Genomic DNA, 24,111 nt, shown 5'->3' with positions numbered 1-24,111 from the left:
GATTCGGCGTGCGGATCTGGCGTATCTCCAATTTCGACGATCTTTCCGGTATTGGCGGCCTGAAGGCCGACGGCCGATGGCACGATCGCGGCCGGCACGTGGTCTACGCTGCGGATCATCCGGCCTCGGCGCTGCTCGAAGTGATGGTGCATCTGGAAATCGATCTCGAAGATTTGCCGACCAGCTACCAATTGCTCGCCATTGACGTGCCTGATAACCTGTCAGTCGAAAAGGTGAGCCTGAACGATGTTGAGAGAGTATCGCCGAATTGGGCCGTTGATCCCAGGGTGACACGTGATGTGTTGAGGCCATGGTTCGACGACATGCGCACCGCCGTGGTGTCGGTGCCGTCTGTCATCGTGCCGTTCGCGCAAAACTATCTCATCAATCCAAGACACGTGGATGCGGCGCGCATCCGCGTGTCTCATGTCGGGCGCTATCCTCACGACGAGCGGCTGTTTGGGCTGCGAACGGGTGATGTCTGAGGTTGATTGGTTTCCTGCTTCGCGCACCTCTGGGGCAACATCCCAACATCAGCCAACATCGACAACCTGGAGCCTGAGCAAATGATCTCAGCCGACTACTGCCGGCTTATGGCCCGCTACAACACTTGGCAGAACGCCTCTTTGGTCAATGCCGCCGACCGGCTGACCGACGAGGATCGCTGGAAGGATAGAGGGGCGTTCTTCCGGTCGATCGCAGCGACATTGAACCATCTCCATTGGGCTGACGCCCTGATACTGGAGCGACTGAAGGGAAACGCGCGTCCAGAGGAAACCATCAAGCACTCCCTCACAAGTCCCTCGGATTGGGAGGCCTTCAAGGCGCTCCGCCTGCAACGGAACGAGGAAATCGAAGCGTGGTCAGCGCGATTGCGCGATGCGAACCTGAACGGGATGCTCGTTTGGTATCCTGGGGACGGTTCAACTCGGATCGAGAAGCCAAAGACGCTCGTAGCTATTCAACTCTTCAATCACCAGACCCACCATCGAGGTCAGGTCCACGCGATGTTGACGGCAGCGGGTGCAGACCCGGAGCCGACTGACATCCATCTTCTGGCGTAGCGCGAGGACGCCTCAATCCATCTCATCGCCCGTCAGGAGATCATCGCCTTTACCTGCGCCGTATCCGCAAACTCGATCAACTCAACGATCTTGCCGTCTTGAAGCCTGAATAGGTCCAGAATCTCGGTGCTGGAAACCTGGCCGGTTGGACGGTATCGAACGTCGACGCGGGAATGGATGGCGACACGGTCGCCGTCGACCAGCTCGGCCAGGATCTCGCGGCCTTCGAAGCCGAAGTCTTCGATCAATTTGCTGAAGGCACCACGCAGGTTCGGGTGTCCCTCCACGCTTCCCGTCAATTCGAGCGCATTCTTGTCGCCCATCAAGGTGAACAGACCCTTGGGATCAAACGCTGATACCAAACCCTCAGCGTCATCGTTGTCGCGTGCAGCGTAAGCGCGCCTGACGGTTGCAAGCATCTCTTCGCGTTGTGCCATGTTACCCTCCCTGACGTATCAGCGGAGCCTAGCGACCTTTGCGTGCAAAGGCAAAATGATTGGAACTGTGCTGCACGACCTTCCACCCGCCACCATCCGCACCGCCACCGGCAGCGTCATCGCCGCCAGCAGCGTCCCAGCGCCACCGCGCCCGACACCGGGTTCACCAGCCGCCGATACTGCACGGCAAAAATCTACGCATTCGCGCCGGTCGACATCGCCGCGAACAGCACGATGAACGCCCGCGGCAGGTCGAGCAATCTTACGAACGCAGCGGCCGGCATTGCCGGAAGCTTGAGCGGCACGCATCACCAAGATGCTCGGCCTCTCGCTCTTCACCTCGCGCGAACAAATAGATGCCGAGCTTGATCGCCGTCGACGGCGAGCCCGAATACCCAAAGAATGTGATGATTGTTCGGAAGACTGCCGAGATTGCAGGTCACCCATCAGGTAAGCCAGTCGATCTTACTCTTTGAGCGCGGCCTCAAACTCTTTTTCGACGAAAGCGAGGACGGGTGTAAGCTGTTTCACAGCAGCCGACTTGCTGCACGCTTAAGATCGCTCTGCACTTCTACGTTCTTGCGCGGCTCGTCCGTACAAGATGTCGCTCTCTGTTGAAACAACGAGGAGCATGAAGATGAAGACGTTTCTTGCAACGAAATCCCCATTCCTGATTGTCGCCACTCTTGCAGTCTGCATCGGCACTGCGCGTGCCGATGTCATCATGGACTGGAATGCGAAAGCAGATGCGATTGCCGCTGAAAAGAAGGTCCTGCCTGTGCCACAGGCCCGGACGATGTCGATGCTGCACGTTGCCATGTTCGAGGCCGTCAACGCGATCGACAGGCGATACACTCCATACAAGCTGGATCTCGTGTCAGACCGCTCCACGTCCAAGGAAGCGGCGGCGGCTGCTGCGGCCTACAACATTCTTCTGACGATCTATCCGGACCAGAAATCTGCCCTTGATACCGCCCTCCATGCATCGCTTTCCGGCATTCCGGACACGGAGGGAAAGGCGAATGGAATCGAGCTTGGAACGATGGCCGCTTCCGGCGTGATAGCATTGCGCAGGAATGACGGCAGTGACGTCCAGGAGACTTATCGTCCCTATACAGGCCCGGGGGCCTATGTGCCGACCGTGGTGCCGATCGGCACGACGGTCGGAGCAATGACCCCTTGGGTCATGACTTCGGTCTCACAATTCCGTCCAGCGCCGCCACCGGCGCTTGATTCCGAGATCTGGACCAGAGACGTCAACGAGATTCGGGAGCTCGGTGCTCGCAACAGCACCACCCGAACGGCAGAGCAGACCGCGATCGGGCGAGCCTGGTTTCTGGTCGGGCCTCCCAGCTTCAATCCAATCGTCCGGCAAGTCGCATTGGCCAAGAATATGGACGTCGTGGACTGCGCTCGTCTCTTCGCCCTCGCCGAGATCGCGGGGAACGACGCAATCGTTGCCGTCCTTGATGCGAAGTATCACTACAATTTTTGGCGGCCAATGACGGCCATACGCAACGCGGACATCACGCACAATCCGAAGACGCCACGCGAACCGTCCTGGTTGCCGCTGGGCGAAACGCCGATGCATCCCGAATACCCCTGTGCCCACTGTATCGTATCGGCGGCGGTTTCCACGGTTCTCCGGTCCATCGCCGGCGATGAAGTCGGAGAGCTAACGATGACTAGCCCCACTGCGCCAGGGGTGACTCGCAAATGGACCAAGCTCCAGGATTATAGCGATGAGGTCTCAAATTCCCGCATCTATGCCGGTTTCCATTACCGTTTCTCGACGGAGGTCGGAAAGGACATGGGCCGTAAGATCGGTGACTTGGTTGTCGGGACACAGCTTCGCGGGCTGGAAGCGCGAGCTGAACCGAAGCAGTAAGCCGGCGTGCAGGTAAACTGCGAACACACAGAGGTCGAGAAGCGCTCGACATCGAGGCATCCAGGCTTGAGATAGCAGAACAAGTCGACGTTCGAACATGGTGGGCAGGCAGCCAGTGCTCTGCCCACTTATATGGTGGCTTGCTGCCCGCTCTGAAGCAAATCGAACCTCATCGTCCGTCAGGAGATCATCGCCTTGATCTGCGCCGTATCCGCAAACTCGATCAGCTCCGCGATCTTGCCGTCCTGAAATGTGAACAGGTCCACGATCTCGGTGCTGACCGCTTTCCCGGTCGGGTGGTATCGCACGGTGACGCGGGAGTGGACGGCGACGCGATCGCCGTCGACCAGCTCGGCGAGGATCTCGCGGCCTTCGAAGCCGAAGCCCTTGGTGAATTGGCCGAAAGCTTCGCGCAGGGTCGGGTGGCCCTGCATGCGTCCTGTCAATTCGAGCGCACTCTTGTCGCCCATCAGGGTGAACGCGCCCTCGGGATGAAAGGCCGTCACCAGGCTATCGGTGTCGCCGCCGTCGCGCGCGGCGTAGCCGGCCCTGATCAATGCGAGCATGTCTTCGCGGTTTGCCATGTGCCCCTCCCTGCAATGTGTATCAGGGCAGCCTAGCCACCTTTGCGTGCAAAGGCAAAATAATCGCGCGGCGCTAGGGCGCCCGAAGCAGGAGGGTTCGTTTTCGTTCCCCGGCTGTGGCAGAAAACGGCGGCCAGCGCCGGCGAACCTTTTCATGATCCCAAGTGTTTGTAGCTGCGGCAGGACAGACAAGGCTGAGGGAGCTGAGCTATGAACGGTATCATCTATATCATCGGGCTGATCGTCGTAATTGCTGCGGTGCTCTCGTTCTTCGGCCTGCGCTGATTGGCAATTCGGGGCGGGGAGGCCGTGCGGCGTCGCCCGCCAAGCTTCCGACGCTTCAGCGCGCCACGACCCACACCACCACCGGCAGCGTCGCCGCCGCCAATAGCGTCCCCAGCGCCACTGCCCCCGAGACCGGGTTCACCAGCCGCTGATATTGCACGGCAAAAATGTACGCATTCGCGCCGGTCGGCATCGCCGCGAACAGCACGACGACGCCCGCCGCGATCGGCGGCAGCTCGAGCAATCTTGCCAGAACGAACGCGGCCGCCGGCATCGCCGCCAGCTTAAGCGCGCACATCACGAGAATGCTCAGCTTCTCGCCCTTCACCTCGAAGCGAAACAAATTGATGCCGAGCGCGATCAGCGCCGCCGGCGAGCCCGCCTGCGCCAGCAGTTCGATGGTCTTGTCGACGACAGGGGTGAGGCCGAGGCCGGTGAAGCGCCAGACCACGCCGAAGCCGATCGCCAGCATCAGGGGGTTGCGGGCGAGATCGGTGAGCACGGGGCGGATCACCGACAGCGCCGAGCCGGTGCGTTTCTGGCTGACCAGCTCCATCTGCAGGATGCCGCAGAGCCAGAGCAGCGGCGTGTTCACCGACAGGATCAGCGCCATCGGTCCCGCGGCCTCAACGCCGAGCGCGGAGAGCACGAGGGGAATGCCGAGCATCACGATGTTGCCGTAGACCGAGCCGATCGCGAAAACGACGCCGTCCTCGCGTTGCTTGCGCAGCAGCGCGGAGATCAGAAGCGCCGCGATCCAGGTCAGCGCCAGCGCCCCGTAATAGGCGCCCCACATCCTGTAGGGGCTGACGTCGGGGAATTTCGAGACGACGATGGTGCGGAACAGCAGCGCGGGGATCGCGATGCTGAAGGCAAATTCCGAGATGCCCTTGTGCGCGCCCTCCGAGACGAAGCGAAACAGCACCGCGGCATAGCCGGCCGCGATCAGCGCGAACACCGGCGCGACGATCAGCAAGGTGGCCATGCGCCGCTAAGATCCCAGTTCGATGATCCGGCGCGCCATGCGTACGTTGGCGTAGTCGATCATCTTGCCGTCCAGCGTGACCGCACCCTGGCCCTGCGCTTCGGCCTGCTCCATGGCTTCGACGATCCGCCGCGCCTGGGCCAGCTCCTCGACCGACGGCGTGAATGCGCGCAGCGTCACCTCGATCTGGTCGGGATGGATCACCTGCTTGCCGTCGAAACCCATCGCCGCTGCCTTTTGCGCGCTGGCCTCAGTCAGCTTGGCATCGCGGAACGCGCCGCAGGGGCCGTCGATCGCGCGCAGGCCGCACGCGCGCGCGGCGACGAGCAGGCGCATCATGGGATAGGCGAACAGGTCGAGCGGGGCAGACGCGTAGCCGCTTTGCACTGAACCGACGTGGCGATAGCCGTCCGGCGAGATGCCGATGTCGGAAGTGCGGGCGCCGAGCGAGGCCGCGAGGTCGCCGACACCGAGATGCAGCGCGGCGACGCTGTCGTGGCAGGCGGCAAGCGCGTCGACATTGACGAGGCCGAGCGCGGTCTCGATCAGCAGCTCGAGCGTAACAGGCGCGGCGCGATCGGGCGCGGCCGCGTGCAGCTGACCGGCGATGGCGACGATGTCGCTCACCCGCTCCGCCTTCGGCACGATCAAAGCGTCCAGCCGGGGCAGGTCCGCCAGACTACGGATCTCCTCTGCGATGAACGGGCTGTCGACCGCGTTGAGCCTGACCGCGACGTGCTTGTTGCCCCAATGAAGCGAGGATAGCGCGCGGGCGGCTTCCGCCAGCGCAAGGCCCTTCTCGGCGGGCGGCACGGCGTCTTCGAGGTCCATGAACACCGCGTCCGCCGATGATGCCGCCGCCTTGGCGACGACACGGGCGCGATGCGCGGGAACGGCGAGATAGGCCCGCGTCAGGCGCTGGGTGGCCATTGTCACGTTCCCTCGTCGAGGCCGAGCTCGCCGAGGATCGACGCGTTGTGCTCGCCGACATCAGGCACCGGGTCCATCCGCGGCGTCACGCCGGCAATGGTGAGCGCGGGCAGAAAGCTCATCACCGGCCCGCACGGCGATCCCACGCGTCTCACCCGCGCGCGGGCATGCAGCTGCTCATGCTGGACGAAGGCTTCGACCGAGTTCAGATGCGCGTTGGCAATCGAGGCCTCATCGAGCAGCCGCAGCACCTCCTCGCTGGTCATGGCTGCAAAGCGCTGCTCGATATATTCTTGCAGCTCGTCCCGGTTCTGCATGCGCAGCGGATTGGTGCGGAAGCGCAGGTCGTCGGCAAGTGCGGCATCGCCCAGCACGATGCGGCACAGCGAGCGCCATTCCCGGTCGTTCTGGATGCCGAAGAAGACGGTCGTGCCGTCACCGACCCGGAACGGTCCGTAAGGCGCGATCGTCGCATGCCGCGCGCCTGTGCGCGGCAGCGGCCGGCCGGTACTCATCGTGTAGAACGCGGGATAGCTCATCCAGTCCGTGATGGAATCGAACAGCGAGGCCTGCAACGCCGTGCCCTTGCCGGTGCGCTCGCGGGCGTACAGCGCCATCAAGACGCCGTTGAGGATGTACATGCCGGTAGCAATATCGACGACGGAGAGCCCGACCTTGGCGGGCTCCGCCTCGGTGCCGTTGATGGCGAGCACGCCGGCCTCGCACTGCACGAGGAGATCATAGGCCTTCTTCTCGCTGTAGGGGCCGCCGCTGCCATAGCCCGAGACGTCGCAGGCAATGAGGCGCGGGTATTTGCGCAGCAGCGAGGCGGCATCGAGGCCGAGCCGCTCGGCCGCGCCGGGCGCCAGGTTCTGGATGAAGACGTCCGCCCGCGGCAGCAGGGCGTCGAGCACCTTACGCCCTTCGGGGCTCTTGATGTCGATGGCGAGGCTTTCCTTGGAACGGTTGGTCCAGACGAACTGGCTCGACATGCCGTTCATGACGTGATCGTAGTCGCGGCAGAAATCCCCAGTGCCCGGCCGCTCGATCTTGATCACCCGCGCGCCCCAATCCGCTAAATGCCGGCTCGCCAGCGGCGCTGCGATCGCCTGCTCCAGCGAAACCACCGTCACGCCCGACAGCGGCAGCTCCGCCTCATTCCCCGTCATGTCGCCTCCACTCCCGCTCGCGTCTGATCAGCGCGGGAGGACGAGCACCATCCACGCGCATTTTGATCGTGACATCATGCCCCTGTTTTGCCCGACGAGTCAAACTTGACTTCGAAAAATCCTAAAATTTGGCGATGTGAGCGTTTACAATGACTTGGCTACTGTGCATGGGGTTGTTTTCGCACTTTTGTTTTGGAGGGCCAGAACTCTCCCTCACAGCTGTCGTCCCCCGCGCAGGCGGGGATCCAGTACGCCGCGGCCTCTCAGGGAACGTTGAGCGTCTCTGGAATACTGGATCCCCGCCTTCGCGGGGATGACAGCGGTGGAGATGGGCCCACGCCACCCTGTTGCCGAGAGCGCACACGTGCCGGCTTTCGCACTTGCCCTCGGTTGCCAACGAACCGCCATTCACCCACTATTCGCGCTGACTCGTGATGTGGGGGGATCGATGCCGGCGTTTCGCTTCAAGTCCTTTGCTAAGCCCTTGGCCGTTGCAAGCCTCGCACTTGCCCTGGCCGTCCTGGCGCTGCCGCGCGCCGGTTTCGCCTACACCCAGGAGGAGCAGCAGGCCTGCACGCCGGATGCGATGCGGCTGTGCAGCGAGTTCATTCCGAACGTCGATGCCATCACCGCCTGCATGATCAAGAAAAAGGCGCAGCTCTCGCCGCCATGCGCGGTGTTCTTCCGCCGCGGACCGGCGCCCGCCGAGCAGCGGGCCGGCAAGCCGACCAGCATCGCGCCCAAGAAGGCGTCAACGACCGCGAAGAAGAGCGCCAAGCCGGCAGCGAAGAAGAAATCCAGCCAAGGCTGACCCCAGCGCCTTTCTCGGTGCGGCCCTGACATCGGCTTCGCGAGAGCCAGCGGACTCGTTTTGTTCGCACAGAGGACTTGCGTCGATCGACGGCGCGCCTGAAAAAGACATGCGGGCAGGATTACGCGGCAAGGTTGCGTTCCACTTTGTCCCGCGCGTTGCTCAAAAAACGCACAGACGCGCGCACGGGCGGGCATTTCGATGGGCCCGTGTCTCCGTCCTTGCGAAGCAGTGTGACTCAAAAGCCAACACGTCTTGTTATTTCGTGGCTGTCGCGCAGCTCCCGACAAATTTTTCTTTCACGAATCAGCGCGCTGATTCATTTTCGCGGCCTGGGGTCAATCTGGAGGCCGAAGGTATGAACGTTATTGTTTTTGCATCACGTAAAGGCGGTTCGGGCAAGAGTACCCTCGCCGCGCATCTTGCCGCGCAGATCAAGGCGAGCAAGCAGGTCATGCTGGTGGACGCGGATCCGCAAGGCTCGCTTACGCTGTGGCACAAGCTGCGCGGCACCAACGAGCCGCCGATCAAGGCTGCCGTCAACTCCGTCAGCGGCATCGTCTCCGCGGCCAAGCGCGACGGTTATGAATGGGTATTGATCGACACGCCGCCGAACCTGTCGGCCGTCGTCGACGACGCGATCAAGAATGCCACCATGGTGGTCATCCCGGCGCGTCCCGGCGTGTTCGACGTCAACGCCGTGCAGGAAACCATCCAGATGTGCCGCGCGGCGCGCAAGCCCTACGCGGTCGTGCTCAACGGTGCCCCGGCCAAGCGTGACGAAGCCGAAAGCCCGATCGTCACCATCGCCCGCGAAGCACTGGCGAAATTCCGCGCTCCGGTGTGGGGCGGCCAGATCACCAATCGTTCGGATCTGCTGATGGCGCTGAGCCACGGAGAAGGCGCGCGCGAGTATCAGGCCGAGAGCCGTGCGGCTCAGGAAATCGCCAGGCTCTGGGCGGCGATCGAGCGTTCGGTGAAGGCTATTCGCGGCACCGCGTCGGCCTCCGGCGCAATGCACAAGCAGGCAGCTTAATTTTCATTGGTTATTTCAAGCGGCGAAAAACGCGCGGGAATGTCCGCGCGTTTTGCGTTTCCGATGTCCCGCGTCATTCCGGGATGGCGCGCAAGCGCCAGACCCGGAATCTCGAGATTCCGGATTCGCCCTTCGGGCGCTCCGGAATGACGGATTGAAACCTCACGCCACCATCAGCATGTAGAACACGATGACCGGCGACAGGGTCAGGATCACCGACCAGATGCCGACGGCCCAGAGAATGTCTTCGGTGGTAAAGCCTTGCTGTTGGGCGTCGAAATGCGACGCCACTTCATTCTGACTATTCACAAACGCCCCCGCGATTTCTTCGCTGATGGACGTCAGTGATAGCAGCGATGTTTTAAGATCCGGATCGCATCTGCCCGTGCATTTTGAACGCAGGTGCTACCACGGATTAACCATCCCGCGCGCGTTCGTCAGCCGACCAGCCAGACACGAAACAGCAGCACCGGCATCAGGCCGAGCATCACGGCCCAGAACCCGAACGACGAGACGACGAGAATTCCCTTCAAGAGATCGGCGGGCGCGAACTGGCTCGCGGCCGTAGGCCGGGTGCGATACCCCATGGTCATTCCCCCTTCGGTAACTTTGAAGAGAACGATAGGCGCGGTCACGTAAACGAGACGTGGATGCGGATTGCGGCAGCTGCGAACGCCGTTGGGGCGCGGTTAACCACGGGCACGCTTCACCCTCTCCCCTTGTTGTGGGAGAGGGTGGCTCGCCGCAGATCGGCGAGACGGGTGAGGGGTCTGTCTCCACACAAACAGTCTTGCACTTGGAGAAAACCCCTCATCCGGCGCTTCGCGCCACCTTCTCCCACAAGGGGAGAAAGAGCAGTGTGCACGGAGAGAAAACTACGCCGCGATCGTCACCCGTCGCTCGATCTCGCGATCGATCGTTGCCGCGAGCTCGCTGCTCACTTCCACCATCGGCAGGCGCACTTCGGGGCTGTCGATCAGGCCGCATCGCCACAGCCAGTACTTCGCCGGCGCGGGGCTCGGCTCGGCGAACAACAGCCGCGTCAGCTCGGCGACCTCGTGCCAGCGCGCCTGCGCCGCATCGTGGTTGCGGCGCTTGTGCTCGCTATAGATCGCCGCGAACGTCGCGGTCTCGATATGGGCCGAGAGCACGATGCCGCCGTCGGCGCCGTCACTGAGTGCCTCGAAGAAATTGACGTCCTCGCCGGTGAGCACGCGAAAGCCCTTCGGCCGGTCGCGCAAGAGCGCGACCGATTGCTCACGGCTCGCGCCGCAATCCTTCAGGCCGACGATGTTCTTGTGCTCGGCCAGCCGTAGCATGGTCTGGTTGGTGATGTTGACGGCGCAGCGATAGGGAATGTTGTAGAGCGCGATCGGCCATGCGGCGTGGTCGGCGAGCGCCTCGAAATGCGCCAGCAGGCCGCGCTGCGACGGCCGCACATAATAGGGGCTGGCGATCAGGTAGCCGTCGATCGGCCAGTCCGCGGTCTCGTCGAGGCGCTCCTGCAGACGCGAGGTGTCCGCGCCCGACAGGCCGAGGCAGATCGGCAGGTTGCGGCCGGCGGCCACCATCTCCTCGCGCACCACGGCGACGAGACGTTCGAGCTCGGCCGCGCGCAGCGTCAGGCCTTCACCGGATGTCGCGCCCAGGATGAAACCGTCGATGCCGTGCGCGCAATAGTGCCGGGTCAGCCGCCGCAGCGACCTCTCGTCCAGCGCGCCGTCCTGGAACGGCGTCACCAGCGGCAGCCACAGCCCGCGAAAGTGATCTCGTAGTGCGGTCATGTTTCCATCTCCTTCTCGGGAAAAAAGCCTGAGACGGAGGGCACATGAAAAAACCCCGTCCAGGCGGCGGGGTTTTCGGGATTGGCTCGCGATGACGAAGTCAGCTTAGCGCGCGCAAAAATCCGAGGCCCCGGGATGGGGGCCTTTTTTCGAGACGATGGCCTCGAACGAGATTGCGCACGACTTCGTGATCATGGGCGAATGATGCGGGGTATGCGCGGAACTGTCAACACACGCGGAGAGCGAAGCAGATTTTGACGAAAAAAAGCCGGACCCGAGGGCCCGGCTTAGGTATTGGCCACGTGAGGCCGACACAATCACCTTCCAAGAGGGATTACTGAACTCCCGCGCCACTGGAGGAGGGGGACAAATGCGCAACGCGAAGGCTCAGCGTGCAAACATTATGGGCTTGCCGAGTGCCCTGCAGCAACAGCCGAGGCCGCATGTCAGTCATGCGGAAATCAGGACGGCCAGCGCTGCGCCTTGCTCACCACGAAGTCGCGGAACACCTGCACGCGCGCGACCGTCTTCAACTCCTCGGGATAGACGAAGTAGGTGTCGAGCTGGATCGAATCCGACTCGCCGAACAGCTGCACGAGCTTGCTCTGCTCCTCGACCAGGTAATCGGGCAGGGCGGCGATGCCGAGGCCTTGCGCGCAGGCGCGCACGAGACCGAGGATGTTGTTGACCTTGAAATAGGCTTCGCGCGGACCGGAGCCGTTGCGTCCGGCTTCGATCAGCCAGTTGCGGTTTTGCAGGTGCGGCGCGAAGTTGCCGTCCGAGAGCGTGATGATGCGGTGGGAGTCGAGCTCCTCCAGCGTGCGCGGCGTGCCGAAGCGCTTGATGTATTCCGGCGAGCAATAGGCGTGGAAGCCCATCGCGAACAGCTTGCGCTGGATCAGATCCGGCTGCGTCGGCTTGCGGGTGCGGATCGCGACGTCAGCCTCGCGCATCGACAGGTCGAGCTCCTCGTCGGTGACGATCAGCGAGATGCGGATCTCCGGATAGAGCGCGGTGAATTCGCCGAGCCGCGGGATCAGCCAGTTGATGCCGACGCCGGGTGTGGTGGTGATCTTGAGATCGCCGCTCGGCCGCTCGCGGCTGTCGGTCAGCTTGGCGCGCGCCGCCTGCAGCTGCATGAACACGTCATGCGCCGTGCGGAACAACAGGTCTCCCTGCTCGGTGAGGATCAGGCCGCGGGCGTGGCGATGGAACAGCGAGACCGAGAGCTCCTGCTCCAGCGCCGAGACCTGGCGCGACACCGCCGATTGCGACAGGCCGAGCTGCTCGCCCGCATGGGTGAAGCTGCCCGCTTCCGCCGCGGCGTGAAACACCTTCAGCTTGTCCCAGTCCATATCCGTAAATCCGTCGCGTGTTCGGGGCATGATTCTATTCCGCTGCCGCGCGCTCGCTGGCGCGAAGGGCCAAGAAACGTTCGGCTTCGAGTGCGGCCATGCAGCCGAGGCCGGCGGCCGTCACGGCCTGGCGATAGGTTTCGTCGGCGACGTCGCCGGCGGCGAACAGGCCGGGCACCGACGTCGCGGTCGAGTTCGGGGCGACCTCGATATAGCCGGAGGGTTTCAGCTTGACCTGGTCCTTGACGAGCTCGGTTGCCGGCGCATGGCCGATGGCGATGAAGACGCCGTCGGCCTTCACATCCGTGAGCGCGCCGGTCTTGACGTTCTTGAGCCTGACATGAGTGACCTTGTTGGGATTCTCGGTGCCGCAGATCTCGTCGACCGCGGCGTCCCAGATCACCTTGATCTTCGGATGCTTGAACAGGCGCTCCTGCAGGATGCGCTCGGCCCGGAAATGATCGCGACGATGCACGATCGTGACCTGCGAGGCATGGTTGGTGAGGTACAGGGCTTCCTCGACCGCGGTGTTGCCGCCGCCGACCACGATCACGTCCTTGCCACGGTAGAAGAAGCCGTCGCAGGTGGCGCAGGCCGACACGCCGCCGCCCTGGAACTTGGCTTCCGACGGCAGCCCGAGCCAGCGCGCTTGTGCGCCGGTGGCCAGGATCACGGTCTCGGCGAGATAGACGTCGCCAGAGTCGCAGGTGAGGCGGAACGGCCGCTGCGCCGTCTCCAGCTTGGTCACCAGGTCCGAGACGATCTTGGTGCCGACATGGACTGCCTGCTTCTCCATCTGCTCCATCAGCCAGGGCCCCTGGATCACGTCAGCGAAGCCCGGATAGTTCTCGACGTCGGTGGTGATCGTGAGCTGGCCGCCGGGCTGGATGCCCTGGATCAGGATCGGCTCAAGCATCGCGCGCGCGGCGTAGATCGCGGCGGTGTAGCCGGCGGGCCCGGAGCCGATGATGACGACCTTTGCATGAACAGGAGCGGACATTTCGATGGACGCCTTTCACGGGGGATTTGCAGCGCGGGCGCGGAATGTGCCGGGAGGCCTCGCGGAGGCGCTGAAATATCAGAGCTAATCTAAGCAATCTGGCGAGCCATGCAAGAATTGCATTCCCTGTCGGCGGATTTTTCCAAAAGGGAACAAAAGTCGATTGCGCTGCACGCGCAATAAAATTGCGCTAGCGATGCGGGTTGGGCTATGAGGATTTCGACAAATCACCCGATACCGCCGCAAAGGCCAGGAGTTCCAATCACGTGTCGCGGAGCCTAGACGAGATCGACCTGAAAATTCTGACCGAGATTCAGGCCGACGGCCGAATCACCAATGTCGAGCTTGCCAAGCGGGTCGGCATCTCGCCGCCCCCCTGCCTGCGCCGGGTCCGGGCGCTGGAGGAGGAGGGTTACATCCACGGCTATCGCGGCCTCCTGGATGCACGCAAGCTGGGCTTCGACGTCACCGTTTTCGCCGCCGTGCACCTGTCCAGCCAGGCCGAAGGAGATTTGCGCGCCTTCGAGGAGTTCGTCCGCGCCGAGCCCCTGGTGCGGGAATGCTGGATGCTGTCCGGCGAGGTCGATTTCATCCTGAAATGCGTCGCCCCCGACATGGCGACCTTCCAGGATTTCGTCACGCACCTCACCGCGGCACCGCATGTCCGCAACGTGCGCACGTCATTGGTGCTGCACAACTCGAAATACGAGGCCGCCGTGCCGCTCGAGGTGAAGGGACGGCGGTAGCACCCATCCGTCATTGCGAGCGCAGCGAAGCAATCCAGAGTCTTTCTGCGGCGATGGGCTGGATTGCTTCGTCGCTTCGCTCCTCGCAATGACGAACGGTGAGAGCGTGGCCCCTTACGAGCAAAAAGGCCGCGCATTGCGCGGCCTTTTTGCCTTTTTCAAACGTCAACGCAGCGGCAAGTCCTTATCGCCACTCCACCTTGGTGATCTCGTACGCCTTGGCGCCGCCCGGCGTGTTGACCTCGACCGTGGCGCCCTTCTTCTTGCCGATCAATGCGCGCGCGAGCGGCGAGGTGATCGAGATGCGGCCCTTCTTGGCGTCCGCCTCGACCTCGCCGACGATCTGCCACACCGTCTTCTTCTCGGTGTCCTCATCGACCAGCGTCACGGTGGCGCCGAACTTGATGGTGTCGCCGGAGAGCTTGGAGATGTCGATGATGTCGGCGCGCGCGAGCTTGTCCTCAAGCTCGGCGATGCGACCCTCATTGTGCGACTGCTCTTCCTTCGCGGCATGATATTCCGCGTTCTCCGACAGGTCTCCGTGCGAGCGCGCCTCCGCGATATGCTCGATGATCCGCGGACGATCCTCCGACTGACGCCTCTTCAATTCTTCCCCGAGCGCGACAAAGCCGGCTTGGGTCATCGGAACCTTTTCCATCTCTTCTCTCGTCCTTCGATCGTGCGCCCCAGATGCGGATGGGCGCCGCAACCTTGATTCGTCAGTCCTCCAGAGCCCAAAGAGGGGCTGCCGGACCTTGACAGATATGGGCTTTAGCGCCGGAACAGAACTGCCGCCTGGCCGGACAGTTCCTCCGGCCATTGTGGCTTCATTGCCAATCACTTAGCGGAAGCTTCGCTGCCGCTAGCGATCAGGTTTCCGAAAAGTAGCTCTGCAGGGTACGAACCTCAAGGTCCCCGCCCAGATAGGCGCGGATGCCCTGCGCGGCCGCCACGGCCCCGGAAAGAGTGGTGTAATATGGCACTTTATGCAAGAGGGCCGCGCGCCGCAGCGAACGGCTGTCGGCCAGCGCCTGCGGGCCTTCGGTGGTGTTGAAGACGAGCTGGACGTCGCCATTGGTGATGGCATCGACGATGTGAGGCCGTCCTTCCAGCACCTTGTTCACCTTCTCGGTCGGGATGCCCTGGTCGGTCAGAAAGCGCGCCGTGCCCGAGGTCGCCAGCACCTTGAAGCCGAGCGAATGCAATTCGCGCACGGCATCGGCGATGCGCGTCTTGTCGCTTTCGCGCACCGAGACGAACACAGTGCCCTTGCGCGGCACCCGCGTGCCGCCGCCGAGCTGACTCTTGGCGAAGGCGACCGCGAACGAGCGGTCGATGCCCATGACCTCGCCGGTCGAGCGCATCTCGGGGCCGAGCACGGTGTCGACGCCGGGGAAGCGCGCGAACGGGAAGACCGATTCCTTGACGCCGACGTGCTTGAGCGTCGCCTTCTTCAGCTTGAAATCAGCCAGCTTCTCGCCGGCCATGATGCGCGCGGCGATCTTGGCGACCGGCGTGCCGACCACCTTGGCGACGAACGGCACGGTGCGCGAGGCGCGCGGATTGACCTCGAGCACGTAGATCTCCCCGTCCTTGATGGCGTATTGCACGTTCATCAGGCCGATGACGTCGAGACCGAGCGCGAGCTCGCGAGTCTGGCGCTCCAGCTCCTCGATCATTTCCGCATCGAGCGAGTGCGGCGGCAGCGAGCAGGCGCTGTCGCCGGAATGGATGCCGGCTTCCTCGATGTGCTCCATGATGCCGACGATGAAGGTGTCCTTGCCGTCGCACAGGCAGTCGACGTCGATTTCCGTGGCGTCCGACAGATAGCGGTCGAACAGCAGCGGATTCTTGCCGAGCACGGTGTTGATCTGCCCGGTCTTGTCGTTCGGATAGCGCGCCTTGACGTCGGCCGGCACCAGCTCCGGCAGCGTGCCGAGCAGATAATCGTTGAGCTGGTTCTCCTCGCGGATGATCTGCATCGCGCGGCCGCCGAGCACGTAGGACGGGCGCACCACCAGCGGCAGGCCGAGATCGGCGGAGACGAGCCTCGCCTGCTCGACCGAATAGGCGATGCCGTTCTTCGGCTGCTTGAGGCGGAGCTTGTCGAGCACGCGCTTGAAGCGGTCGCGGTCCTCGGCGAGGTCGATGGCGTCGGGCGAGGTGCCGAGGATCGGCACTTCGGCGGCTTCCAGCGCGCGCGCCAGCTTCAGCGGCGTCTGGCCGCCGAACTGCACGATCACGCCGTGCAGCGTGCCCTTGCTGCGCTCCTTGGCGATGATCTCCAGCACGTCCTCGGCGGTGAGCGGCTCGAAATAGAGCCGGTCGGCTGTGTCGTAGTCGGTCGACACCGTCTCCGGATTGCAGTTGACCATGATGGATTCGTAGCCGGCGTCATGCAGCGCGAAGCAGGCGTGACAGCAGCAATAGTCGAACTCGATGCCCTGGCCGATGCGGTTGGGGCCGCCGCCGAGAATGATGACCTTCTTCTTGTCGGACGGCGCGCTCTCGTCCGCGGGCAGGCCGGCGAACGGCGCCTCATAGGTCGAATACATGTAGGCGGTGGGCGAGGCGAACTCGGCCGCGCAGGTGTCGATGCGCTTGTACACCGGGTGAACGCCGAGCGCGTGGCGCTTCGCCTTGACCTCCGCCTCCGTCGTCTCGGCGAGCACGGCGAGCCGCGCGTCGGAGAAGCCCATGGCCTTGAGCGTGCGCATGCCGAAGGCGTTGCCAGGCAGGCCGTTCTTCCTGACCTTCTCCTCCATCTCGACGATGCCGCGCATCTCGGCGAGGAACCACGGATCGATCTTGCAGGAGTTGAAGATGTCTTCGTTCGACCAGCCGAGCCGCATGGCCTGGGCGACCTGGAGGATGCGGTTCGGTGTCGGAGTGCCGAGCGCGGCGCGGATCGCGTTCTTGTCGTCGTCGCGGCCGAGGCCCTCGATCTCGATCTCGTCCAGGCCGGTCAGTCCGGTCTCGAGCCCGCGCAGCGCCTTTTGCAGGCTTTCCTGGAAGGTACGGCCGATCGCCATGACTTCGCCGACCGATTTCATCGAGGTGGTCAGCGTGGTCGAGGCGCCCGGGAATTTCTCGAAGGCAAAACGCGGCACCTTGGTGACGACATAGTCGATGGTCGGCTCGAACGAGGCCGGCGTAGCACCGCCCGTGATGTCGTTGGCGATCTCGTCGAGCGTATAGCCGACCGCGAGCTTGGCGGCGACCTTGGCGATCGGAAAGCCGGTGGCTTTCGAGGCCAGCGCGGAGGAGCGCGACACGCGCGGATTCATCTCGATGACGACCATGCGGCCGTCCTCGGGATTGACGCCGAACTGCACGTTGGAGCCGCCGGTCTCGACCCCGATCTCGCGCAGCACCGCCAGCGAGGCGTCGCGCATGATCTGGTATTCCTTGTCGGTCAGCGTCAGCGCCGGCGCCACCGTGATGGAATCACCGGTGTGCACGCCCATCGGATCGAGGTTCTCGATCGAGCAGACGATGATGCAATTGTCTTTCTTGTCCCGCACCACCTCCATCTCGTACTCTTTCCAGCCGAGCACGGATTCCTCGATCAGCACTTCGTTGGTGGGAGACGCGTCGAGGCCGCGCTCGATGATGTCGAGGAACTCTTCCTTGTTGTAGGCGATGCCGCCGCCGGTGCCGCCCATGGTGAAGGAGGGACGGATGATCGCAGGCAGGCCGATCTCGGACAGCGCCATCATGGCCTGGCCGAAGGCGTATTCCTGATAGCGCTTGCGACGCTCGCTCTCGCCGAGCGTCCACTGCCGGTCGAGCTCTTCGAGCGCGGCGCCCGACAGCTTCTCGCGTTCGGCCTGGTATTTCTCGCGGAACGACTTCTTCAGCTCGGAGGCGTTGGCGAGCCGAGACTTCGGCGTCTCGAGCCCGATCTTGGTCATGGCCTCGCGGAAGAGCTGGCGGTCTTCGGCCTTGTCGATGGCGTCGGCGGTGGCGCCGATCATCTCGACGTCGAACTTCTCCAGCGTGCCCTGGCGGCGCAGCGACAGCGCGCAGTTCAGCGCGGTCTGCCCGCCCATGGTCGGCAGCAGCGCGAAGCCGCCGGGAACGACGTGACGTTCCTTCTCGATGATCTTGGCGACGATCTCGGGTGTGATCGGCTCGATATAGGTCGCATCGGCCAATTCCGGGTCGGTCATGATGGTGGCCGGGTTGGAATTGACGAGGACGATGCGATAGCCCTCTTCCTTCAGCGTCTTCACCGCCTGGGTGCCCGAATAGTCGAACTCGCAGGCCTGGCCGATCACGATGGGACCGGCGCCGATGATCAGGATGGTGGTGATGTCTGTACGTTTGGGCATCAACTCTCGCCGAAGTGGAATTTGGGCACAAAAAAAGGGCGCGCTTGCCGCGCGTCCCCTTGTGCGAGAGCGCGGGGTCTTCCCTCGCGCGCGGGTGGGTCTTAGACCAGTTTTCGGGGCGGCGAAACCCCGAAAAACGCCCATCAACCGGCAATTTTGACGGGTTTTGCAACGCTCGTTCCGCCGATCCAGCCGAGGTCATCAGGCGAGAGGGTGGCCAGCACCGCTCCGCCGAGCGCTCCGCCAATGGCGAAGCCGAGATATATCGACGAGGCGTTGAGCGAGAGCGCGATCATCGAGGCCTGCGGCTCGATCCGGATGATGCTGGCGATCTGGGCCGGATAGAACGCCCAGCCCGACAGGCCCCACAGGAAGATCGCGCCGAGCACCGCGTAATGCGCCTGTGCGGGCATCAGCTTCAGGACCAGCGAATGCAGGATCAAGGCGCCCGCCATGCCGGCGAGCCCGAGGCCTGCGGTCACGAGCGTGCCGAGCCGGTCGGCCAGGACGCCGCCGAAAATGTTCCCGATCGCAGCCGCGCCGCCAAACACCAGCAGAGCAAGGCTGATCTGCGAGGCATCGAAGCCGAGACCGCGCAGCGGGACCGCGAAATAGGTGAACACCGTGAAGCCGCCCAGTGCCCACAACATCGTGATCAGCAGCGCGACCATAACGTCGCGATGGCGCGCCACCGCCAGCCTCTCGCTGAGCGAGGCCGTATTGCGCGGCAGGCCGCGGGGCAGCCCGAGCAGCAGGCCGGCGAGCGCAACAGCGCCGATCAAGGCGACCATGGCGAAGGTTGCGCGCCAGCCGAACAGGCTGCCGACGAGATTGCCGAAGGGAACGCCGATCACGGTCGCAACCGTGAGGCCCGCGGTGACGAGTGCCACCGCCCGGCCGCGCCGTTCGGGCGCGGTAACCGCCACGGACACGGCAAGCGCCGTCGGCATGCACAGCCCCGAGCCCAGCGCCATCAGCATCCGCGAGGCCAGCAGCAGGGCATAGTTGGACGCGACCATCGCGACGAGGTTGCCGGCGATGAAGGTCGATAGCGCCAGGGCCAGCACGGTGCGGCGATCGATATTGTTCAGCACCACGGCGAGGATGGGCGAGCCCACCGCATAGGTAAGGGCGTAGGCCGTAACCAATTGGCCCGCGGCCGAGACGGAAATCGCAAGGTCGGCGGCGATCGCCGGCAAAAGCCCTGCGATGACAAAGCCTTCCGTGCCGATCGCGAAGGCCGCCAAGGCCAACCAGAACACGCTCATGGAAAAGGGCCCATTTGTTCAATGTTCATTGAACTATCGAACGAAGCGGATTCACTGTCAATTGGTTCAAGAACTATTGAACATTGCGGTCGCATCGCTATGATTCCCGGACCATGAGCCGCACGCCGCACCATCCCACCCGCGAGCAAATCGAGCTGCCGATGGTGCTGGATTGCCTGAGCGATCCGATCCGTCTGGCGATCGTCTACCAGCTCGCCCAGCAGGAACGTGTCAGCAGCGAACTTCGCTGCAGCGACTTCAGCGCGCTGAGCGGCAAGTCCAACCTCGCCTATCACTTCGCCAAGCTGCGCGACTGCGGCCTGATGCGGACCCGCGTGGCGGGCACCAACCGCTTCATGCGGCTGCGACGAGAGGATCTGGAGGCGCGCTTCCCGGGCTTGCTCGATGCGGTGATCAGCTCGGCCGCGAAGGATGCGGACCGGCTGCAGCTCGTGTCCGGCTGCGACTTGATCGAGGCGGGATAGCGCGCTGCGCCACGCCCGGCTTCGCCCTGCGGGCTTCGCCGCGGCAGCCTTCGCTACGACAGGGCTTGCCGAGCCGAAGCTGCGGTAGCAGCGAAGGCTGGAGACCCGGCCTGGATTTGAACCAGGATGAAGAGCGATGCACCGCCCCCGCGTAGACATTTCCGCCACCGGGCCGCGGCGATCATTACCGATTGCAGTGCGACAAGCTACAACGGCTAATTGTTATGCTTAACGGACCAGAGGCGGCCTTGCGATGAAGGTCATGCGCCAGCTGTTGTGGCCGATATTGCTGTGGGCGCGCTGGACGGCGAAGCCCGCCGCCTTCAGCTTGGCCGTGATCTCGTCCTCGCTGTAGCGCTGCAGCCCGACGCGCGAGCGCAACTGGCGATAATCCGACAGCGCGGTGCTGATCAGCCCGATCAGCGCGTCCTTCAGGAAACCGTGGCGCAGGCCGAAGCTGAGCAGCGCCATCACGTCCCTGACCATGCCGACATTGGGCTGTAGAATGTCGCCCAGCACCAGCTTGCCGGAGGGTTTCAGGATTCGGCGGATGTTCAATAATGCGGCATCGAGCTCGTCCGGCGTCATGTATTGCGCGACCGAGTTCATCACGACGAGATCGATCGACTGATCCTGCATCTTGCGAACGTCGTCGAGCGAGCGGACGCGGATCTTGGTGTTTGGGGCAAACCGCGCGATCAGGCGGCCGCGCACGCCCGGCGCGGGCTCGGCCAGGATCAGCATGCCGCAGGCGGCTGCCACCTGGCTCGCCGACAGCGCTTCGCCGCAGGCATAGTCCAGCACCGTCGCGTCCGGCGAGGGGATGTAGCCGATGATGTCCCGCGCAATGATCTGGAAATGCAAGTCGCGATGCAGCTTGCTGACATAGATCGTATGCGTCGAGTCGTAATAATCGATCCAATCATCCATGGTATTCGAAGGTCCCGGCCAAACGGTTCCGATGGAGGAACCGGCGCTGCTCGCCTTGCGTTAGGGGTGCGGCGGCGCGCCGTCAATGTCCGCGTCCTAACAGGAAGGTCTCCCGTGAGCAAAACCAACAAGGTCTCGCCCGAACTCGATACCCCCACCGATCTGTCGGCCGACGGGGTCAAGAAAGTCTCTGAGGCGCTCAACGTGCTATTGGCCGACGCGTTCGCGCTTTATCTGAAGACCAAGAATTTCCACTGGCACATCAGCGGCCGCCATTTCCGCGATTACCACCTGCTGCTCGACGAGCAATCCGACCAGATCTTCGCCACCACCGACCAGCTTGCCGAGCGGGTCCGCAAGATCGGCGGCACCACGCTGAAGTCGATCGGCCAGGTCGCAAAGCTCCAGACCATCAAGGACAACAACGAGGACTACGTCCCGCCGCGCGAGATGCTGCGCGAGCTGATGCAGGACAACAAGCACGTCGCAGCCGCGATGCGCAAGGCGCACGACGTCTGCGACGAGGCCGGCGACGTCGCCAGCGCCAGCATTTTGGAGAACTTCATCGACGAGACCGAGCGCCGCACCTGGTTCCTGTTCGAAGCGACGAGGCAGGAGGGCGGCAACGAGGCATAGGCCGAGCTTTTGTAGGGTGGGCAAAGCGAAGCGTGCCCACCAACTGGATTGTACTGATGGAGTGGGTGGGCACGCCGCGCAAGCGCGCGCCTTTGCCCACCCTACCGCACCACGCGTGTGGCTACCGCCACAACCGCATCAGCGCGCCGTCCTTCCCCGTCACAGGATCCGCCGGCGGCAGCGCGACGTGCGGAATCGTCTTCAGCGCCCTGGCGTGATTCTCCGGGGTCGCCCGCGTGATCTCCATCTTCGCGCCCGGCGGATAGGCGCCGATCACGCAGAAATCGTCGCTGGCCTTGATACATTGATGTCCGGTGCCGGCGGGCAGGATCGCGACGTCGCCGGCCTTGATGTCCAGCTCCTGACCGTGGTCGCCGCCGAAACGGACGCGGGCGCTGCCGCGCGCGACGCCGAGCGCCTCGTGCACCGTCGCATGATAGTGCAGATAGTCGTAGACGCCGTTGCGCCACGTCCCGCCCCAGCCGTTCGCTTCGAACAGATTCTCGATGGTCTCTTCCGGGCGCTTTGGGTCGAGCTTCACCGCGCCCTGGTAGACCAGGAACGGAAGGATGTTGTTCGGCACGAGCCCGTCATCCTCGAACACGATGGCGAGCGGCTCGGCCTTGTCGCGAACGACGGACATGGCGGGCTCCCAATGGCAACAAGACCTCGAATCAAGAGAGCGCAAGGCTTCTTGTTCCTTGTGACAGTCCATACGCCGGCTTGACGGAGATCAAGGCGCAGGCGGCCATTGGCGGGCACGCAAATCAAAGCGAAAGAAGGGAAACGCCATGTACGCATCCGAGGTAGCGCAGCGTCACTTCTCGGCGGCCGTCGACGAGGCGGAGACGGCCGGCCTCGGGCACGAAGCCGTCTGCCGGGCTTTGCTCAATCTGGTGATCTCGAAATATCTGGAGACGAGGCCGGTCGCCGACATCCAGGCGGAGCTGCGCTTCATCGCCGAGAACTGCGATCCCGACACGGACTTCATGTTCATGCGTCCGTGACTTCCGGGCCCGGCAGGCTCACCCGCCGGGCAGCCGAGTGCTTACGCGCTCTTCCTCTGCCGCATCAGATCGGCGAAGCGCTGGAACAGGTAGTGCGAGTCGCGCGGGCCGGGTGAGGCTTCGGGGTGGTATTGCACCGAGAACACCGGCTTGCCGTCGAGCTGGATGCCGCAATTGGACCCATCAAACAGCGAGATGTGAGTCTGCGTCGCGCCCTTCGGCAGCGTGGTCTCGTCCACGGCAAAGCCGTGGTTCATCGAGGTGATCTCGACCTTGCCGGTGGTCTCGTCCTTCACCGGATGATTGGCGCCGTGATGACCCTGATGCATCTTCTTGGTTCTGGCGCCGACGGCCAGCCCCAGCATCTGGTGGCCGAGGCAGATGCCGAAGGTCGGCGTGCCCGACTTGATCACGTCCCGGATCACGGGCACGGCATATTTGCCGGTCGCGGCGGGATCGCCCGGACCGTTGGACAGGAACACGCCGTCCGGCTTCATTGCCAGAATGTCTTCGGACGATGTCGTCGCCGGCACCACCGTCACCTTGCAGCCGACGCCGGCGAGCAGGCGCAGGATGTTGCGCTTGATGCCGTAGTCGATGGCGACGACGTTGAACTCGGGCTTGTCCTGGCGGCCAAAACCCTTGTCCCAGGCCCAGGGCGTCTCGTCCCAGGTGAAGCGCTGGCCGCTCGTCACCATCGGCACGAGGTCCATGCCCTCGAGCCCAGGCCACTCGCGCGCTTCTTCCTTGAGGCCATGCAGGTCGAACTCGCCGGTCTTCGCGTGTGCGATCACGGCGTTGGGCATGCCCTTGGAGCGGATCAGCGCCGTCAGCGCGCGGGTGTCGATGCCCGAAAGACCGATGATGCCGCGCGCCTTGAGCCAGGCGTCGAGATGCTTGGTGGCGCGGTAGTTCGAGGGATTGGTGATCGCGGTGCGCAGGATCACGCCGCGCGCGCCGGGCGTCGCGGCCATGTTCACCGTCTCGATGTCGTCGTCGTTGGTGCCGACATTGCCGATATGCGGGAAGGTGAAGGTGATGAGCTGGCCGGCATAGGAGGGATCGGTCAGGATCTCCTCATAGCCGGTCATCGCGGTGTTGAAGCAGACCTCGCCGACGGCGTGGCCCTCGGCGCCGAGACCAAAGCCCTCCAGCACCGTGCCGTCGGCAAGCACGAGGAGCGCGGTCGGTTTGTGGTCCGGCCAGGCGGGATCGTTGTCGTGTTGTGTCATGAGCCCGTTTCATAAGCCCCCCGCGTGGGCACGTCAAAGCGAGAGAGGGCCGATTCACATGCGTTTTTGCATATTTGACAGGCCTCCTCCCACCCTTAAGCTCGGCCGCACAATTTCCGGCAATTTCCTGGGCTTGCGAGGTAAT

The 24,111-nt window shown here is 63.6% G+C and carries 25 protein-coding genes; 9 read left to right on the top strand and 16 right to left on the bottom strand.

Going from position 1 to position 24,111, the window contains the following annotated elements; all coding sequences use genetic code 11:
- The first annotated feature begins 8 nt into the window (after positions 1-8).
- Entirely contained in the window at positions 9-485 is a 477-nt protein-coding gene (locus AC24YW_RS10945) for an RES family NAD+ phosphorylase (RefSeq protein WP_487482745.1), read from the top strand.
- Positions 486-566: 81 nt separating this feature from the next.
- Positions 567-1,064, top strand: coding sequence for a DinB family protein (locus AC24YW_RS10940; RefSeq protein ID WP_487482744.1), 498 nt, complete (start codon positions 567-569; stop codon positions 1,062-1,064).
- A 32-nt stretch (positions 1,065-1,096) separates the two neighbouring features.
- Here AC24YW_RS10940 and AC24YW_RS10935 read toward each other — a convergent pair whose 3' ends face one another.
- Complete coding sequence (locus AC24YW_RS10935; RefSeq protein ID WP_157285056.1) at positions 1,097-1,501, bottom strand: nuclear transport factor 2 family protein; 405 nt, start codon at positions 1,499-1,501, stop codon at positions 1,097-1,099.
- A 637-nt stretch (positions 1,502-2,138) separates the two neighbouring features.
- Between AC24YW_RS10935 and AC24YW_RS10930 the strand changes: the two genes are divergently transcribed.
- Positions 2,139-3,389 carry a vanadium-dependent haloperoxidase gene (locus tag AC24YW_RS10930; RefSeq protein ID WP_271538937.1) on the top strand — a complete coding sequence of 417 codons (1,251 nt, stop codon included), beginning with the start codon at positions 2,139-2,141 and terminating at the stop codon, positions 3,387-3,389.
- Between the two features lie 179 nt (positions 3,390-3,568).
- On the opposite strand, the gene AC24YW_RS10925 is transcribed toward AC24YW_RS10930, so the two are convergent.
- From AC24YW_RS10925 to AC24YW_RS10910, 4 genes are all read right to left on the bottom strand, one after another.
- Positions 3,569-3,973: a nuclear transport factor 2 family protein gene (locus AC24YW_RS10925; protein ID WP_157285054.1), complete on the bottom strand. Its 405-nt coding sequence runs from the start codon at positions 3,971-3,973 to the stop codon at positions 3,569-3,571.
- 340 nt (positions 3,974-4,313) lie between these two features.
- Complete coding sequence (locus tag AC24YW_RS10920; RefSeq protein ID WP_487482743.1) at positions 4,314-5,243, bottom strand: AEC family transporter; 930 nt, start codon at positions 5,241-5,243, stop codon at positions 4,314-4,316.
- 6 nt (positions 5,244-5,249) lie between these two features.
- Positions 5,250-6,173 carry an HpcH/HpaI aldolase/citrate lyase family protein gene (locus AC24YW_RS10915; RefSeq protein WP_487482742.1) on the bottom strand — a complete coding sequence of 308 codons (924 nt, stop codon included), beginning with the start codon at positions 6,171-6,173 and terminating at the stop codon, positions 5,250-5,252.
- A gap of 2 nt (positions 6,174-6,175) precedes the next feature.
- The gene (locus tag AC24YW_RS10910) at positions 6,176-7,342 is read right to left on the bottom strand and encodes a CaiB/BaiF CoA transferase family protein (protein ID WP_487482741.1); all 1,167 of its coding nucleotides are present in this window, start codon (positions 7,340-7,342) and stop codon (positions 6,176-6,178) included.
- A gap of 448 nt (positions 7,343-7,790) precedes the next feature.
- On the opposite strand from AC24YW_RS10910, the gene AC24YW_RS10905 reads away from it, so the two are divergent.
- Both AC24YW_RS10905 and AC24YW_RS10900 read left to right on the top strand, forming a co-directional pair.
- The gene (locus tag AC24YW_RS10905) at positions 7,791-8,153 is read left to right on the top strand and encodes a hypothetical protein (protein ID WP_487482740.1); all 363 of its coding nucleotides are present in this window, start codon (positions 7,791-7,793) and stop codon (positions 8,151-8,153) included.
- A gap of 358 nt (positions 8,154-8,511) precedes the next feature.
- The gene (locus AC24YW_RS10900) at positions 8,512-9,189 is read left to right on the top strand and encodes a ParA family protein (RefSeq protein WP_025032179.1); all 678 of its coding nucleotides are present in this window, start codon (positions 8,512-8,514) and stop codon (positions 9,187-9,189) included.
- A 162-nt stretch (positions 9,190-9,351) separates the two neighbouring features.
- Here the strand turns inward: AC24YW_RS10900 and AC24YW_RS10895 are convergent, their stop codons facing one another.
- From AC24YW_RS10895 to trxB, 5 genes are all read right to left on the bottom strand, one after another.
- Positions 9,352-9,498 (bottom strand): hypothetical protein, encoded by a 147-nt coding sequence (locus tag AC24YW_RS10895; RefSeq protein WP_487482739.1) that lies wholly within the window; start codon positions 9,496-9,498, stop codon positions 9,352-9,354.
- Positions 9,499-9,626: 128 nt separating this feature from the next.
- Positions 9,627-9,776, bottom strand: a complete 150-nt coding sequence (locus tag AC24YW_RS10890; RefSeq protein WP_167361666.1) for a hypothetical protein — start codon at positions 9,774-9,776, stop codon at positions 9,627-9,629.
- A gap of 288 nt (positions 9,777-10,064) precedes the next feature.
- The gene (locus AC24YW_RS10885) at positions 10,065-10,973 is read right to left on the bottom strand and encodes a 4-hydroxy-tetrahydrodipicolinate synthase family protein (RefSeq protein WP_487482738.1); all 909 of its coding nucleotides are present in this window, start codon (positions 10,971-10,973) and stop codon (positions 10,065-10,067) included.
- A 461-nt stretch (positions 10,974-11,434) separates the two neighbouring features.
- Positions 11,435-12,358, bottom strand: coding sequence for a LysR family transcriptional regulator (locus tag AC24YW_RS10880; protein WP_025032176.1), 924 nt, complete (start codon positions 12,356-12,358; stop codon positions 11,435-11,437).
- 4 nt (positions 12,359-12,362) lie between these two features.
- Positions 12,363-13,328 (bottom strand): thioredoxin-disulfide reductase, encoded by a 966-nt coding sequence (trxB, locus tag AC24YW_RS10875; RefSeq protein ID WP_487482737.1) that lies wholly within the window; start codon positions 13,326-13,328, stop codon positions 12,363-12,365.
- A gap of 266 nt (positions 13,329-13,594) precedes the next feature.
- On the opposite strand from trxB, the gene AC24YW_RS10870 reads away from it, so the two are divergent.
- Positions 13,595-14,074, top strand: a complete 480-nt coding sequence (locus AC24YW_RS10870; protein ID WP_487482736.1) for an Lrp/AsnC family transcriptional regulator — start codon at positions 13,595-13,597, stop codon at positions 14,072-14,074.
- A 184-nt stretch (positions 14,075-14,258) separates the two neighbouring features.
- Here AC24YW_RS10870 and greA read toward each other — a convergent pair whose 3' ends face one another.
- The 3 genes from greA to AC24YW_RS10855 form a co-directional block, all read right to left on the bottom strand.
- On the bottom strand, positions 14,259-14,732 hold the full coding sequence (gene greA / locus AC24YW_RS10865; protein WP_487482735.1) for a transcription elongation factor GreA: 474 nt from the start codon (positions 14,730-14,732) through the stop codon (positions 14,259-14,261).
- A 211-nt stretch (positions 14,733-14,943) separates the two neighbouring features.
- Positions 14,944-18,408, bottom strand: coding sequence for a carbamoyl-phosphate synthase large subunit (gene carB, locus AC24YW_RS10860; protein ID WP_487482734.1), 3,465 nt, complete (start codon positions 18,406-18,408; stop codon positions 14,944-14,946).
- Between the two features lie 143 nt (positions 18,409-18,551).
- Positions 18,552-19,676: an MFS transporter gene (locus tag AC24YW_RS10855; protein WP_487482733.1), complete on the bottom strand. Its 1,125-nt coding sequence runs from the start codon at positions 19,674-19,676 to the stop codon at positions 18,552-18,554.
- Between the two features lie 113 nt (positions 19,677-19,789).
- Between AC24YW_RS10855 and AC24YW_RS10850 the strand changes: the two genes are divergently transcribed.
- Positions 19,790-20,161, top strand: a complete 372-nt coding sequence (locus AC24YW_RS10850) for an ArsR/SmtB family transcription factor (RefSeq protein WP_487482732.1) — start codon at positions 19,790-19,792, stop codon at positions 20,159-20,161.
- A gap of 228 nt (positions 20,162-20,389) precedes the next feature.
- Here AC24YW_RS10850 and AC24YW_RS10845 read toward each other — a convergent pair whose 3' ends face one another.
- On the bottom strand, positions 20,390-21,091 hold the full coding sequence (locus AC24YW_RS10845; protein WP_487482731.1) for a class I SAM-dependent methyltransferase: 702 nt from the start codon (positions 21,089-21,091) through the stop codon (positions 20,390-20,392).
- A gap of 114 nt (positions 21,092-21,205) precedes the next feature.
- Here AC24YW_RS10845 and AC24YW_RS10840 point away from each other — a divergent pair, with 114 nt between their 5' ends.
- Entirely contained in the window at positions 21,206-21,727 is a 522-nt protein-coding gene (locus tag AC24YW_RS10840; protein ID WP_487482730.1) for a Dps family protein, read from the top strand.
- A gap of 121 nt (positions 21,728-21,848) precedes the next feature.
- Here the strand turns inward: AC24YW_RS10840 and AC24YW_RS10835 are convergent, their stop codons facing one another.
- Positions 21,849-22,370: a hypothetical protein gene (locus AC24YW_RS10835; RefSeq protein WP_487482729.1), complete on the bottom strand. Its 522-nt coding sequence runs from the start codon at positions 22,368-22,370 to the stop codon at positions 21,849-21,851.
- 148 nt (positions 22,371-22,518) lie between these two features.
- On the opposite strand from AC24YW_RS10835, the gene AC24YW_RS10830 reads away from it, so the two are divergent.
- Entirely contained in the window at positions 22,519-22,734 is a 216-nt protein-coding gene (locus AC24YW_RS10830; protein WP_487482728.1) for a hypothetical protein, read from the top strand.
- Positions 22,735-22,775: 41 nt separating this feature from the next.
- Here AC24YW_RS10830 and carA read toward each other — a convergent pair whose 3' ends face one another.
- On the bottom strand, positions 22,776-23,966 hold the full coding sequence (gene carA, locus AC24YW_RS10825; protein ID WP_487482727.1) for a glutamine-hydrolyzing carbamoyl-phosphate synthase small subunit: 1,191 nt from the start codon (positions 23,964-23,966) through the stop codon (positions 22,776-22,778).
- Between the last annotated feature and the right edge of the window lie 145 nt (positions 23,967-24,111).

The organism is Bradyrhizobium sp. USDA3516 (assembly GCF_057651995.1).
This window is presented reverse-complemented; position numbering and strand designations above follow the sequence as displayed.

Bases quoted from the DNA above. Each gene is read 5' to 3' on its own strand.
- AC24YW_RS10940 (WP_487482744.1), top strand. From the start codon at position 567: ATGATCTCAGCCGACTACTGCCGGCTTATGGCCCGCTACAACACTTGG.
- AC24YW_RS10935 (WP_157285056.1), bottom strand. From the start codon at position 1,501: ATGGCACAACGCGAAGAGATGCTTGCAACCGTCAGGCGCGCTTACGCT.
- AC24YW_RS10930 (WP_271538937.1), top strand. From the start codon at position 2,139: ATGAAGACGTTTCTTGCAACGAAATCCCCATTCCTGATTGTCGCCACT.
- AC24YW_RS10925 (WP_157285054.1), bottom strand. From the start codon at position 3,973: ATGGCAAACCGCGAAGACATGCTCGCATTGATCAGGGCCGGCTACGCC.
- AC24YW_RS10920 (WP_487482743.1), bottom strand. From the start codon at position 5,243: ATGGCCACCTTGCTGATCGTCGCGCCGGTGTTCGCGCTGATCGCGGCC.
- AC24YW_RS10915 (WP_487482742.1), bottom strand. From the start codon at position 6,173: ATGGCCACCCAGCGCCTGACGCGGGCCTATCTCGCCGTTCCCGCGCAT.
- AC24YW_RS10910 (WP_487482741.1), bottom strand. From the start codon at position 7,342: ATGACGGGGAATGAGGCGGAGCTGCCGCTGTCGGGCGTGACGGTGGTT.
- AC24YW_RS10905 (WP_487482740.1), top strand. From the start codon at position 7,791: ATGCCGGCGTTTCGCTTCAAGTCCTTTGCTAAGCCCTTGGCCGTTGCA.
- AC24YW_RS10900 (WP_025032179.1), top strand. From the start codon at position 8,512: ATGAACGTTATTGTTTTTGCATCACGTAAAGGCGGTTCGGGCAAGAGT.
- AC24YW_RS10890 (WP_167361666.1), bottom strand. From the start codon at position 9,776: ATGGGGTATCGCACCCGGCCTACGGCCGCGAGCCAGTTCGCGCCCGCC.
- AC24YW_RS10885 (WP_487482738.1), bottom strand. From the start codon at position 10,973: ATGACCGCACTACGAGATCACTTTCGCGGGCTGTGGCTGCCGCTGGTG.
- AC24YW_RS10880 (WP_025032176.1), bottom strand. From the start codon at position 12,358: ATGCCCCGAACACGCGACGGATTTACGGATATGGACTGGGACAAGCTG.
- trxB (WP_487482737.1), bottom strand. From the start codon at position 13,328: ATGTCCGCTCCTGTTCATGCAAAGGTCGTCATCATCGGCTCCGGGCCC.
- greA (WP_487482735.1), bottom strand. From the start codon at position 14,732: ATGGAAAAGGTTCCGATGACCCAAGCCGGCTTTGTCGCGCTCGGGGAA.
- carB (WP_487482734.1), bottom strand. From the start codon at position 18,408: ATGCCCAAACGTACAGACATCACCACCATCCTGATCATCGGCGCCGGT.
- AC24YW_RS10855 (WP_487482733.1), bottom strand. From the start codon at position 19,676: ATGAGCGTGTTCTGGTTGGCCTTGGCGGCCTTCGCGATCGGCACGGAA.
- AC24YW_RS10850 (WP_487482732.1), top strand. From the start codon at position 19,790: ATGAGCCGCACGCCGCACCATCCCACCCGCGAGCAAATCGAGCTGCCG.
- AC24YW_RS10845 (WP_487482731.1), bottom strand. From the start codon at position 21,091: ATGGATGATTGGATCGATTATTACGACTCGACGCATACGATCTATGTC.
- AC24YW_RS10835 (WP_487482729.1), bottom strand. From the start codon at position 22,370: ATGTCCGTCGTTCGCGACAAGGCCGAGCCGCTCGCCATCGTGTTCGAG.
- AC24YW_RS10830 (WP_487482728.1), top strand. From the start codon at position 22,519: ATGTACGCATCCGAGGTAGCGCAGCGTCACTTCTCGGCGGCCGTCGAC.
- carA (WP_487482727.1), bottom strand. From the start codon at position 23,966: ATGACACAACACGACAACGATCCCGCCTGGCCGGACCACAAACCGACC.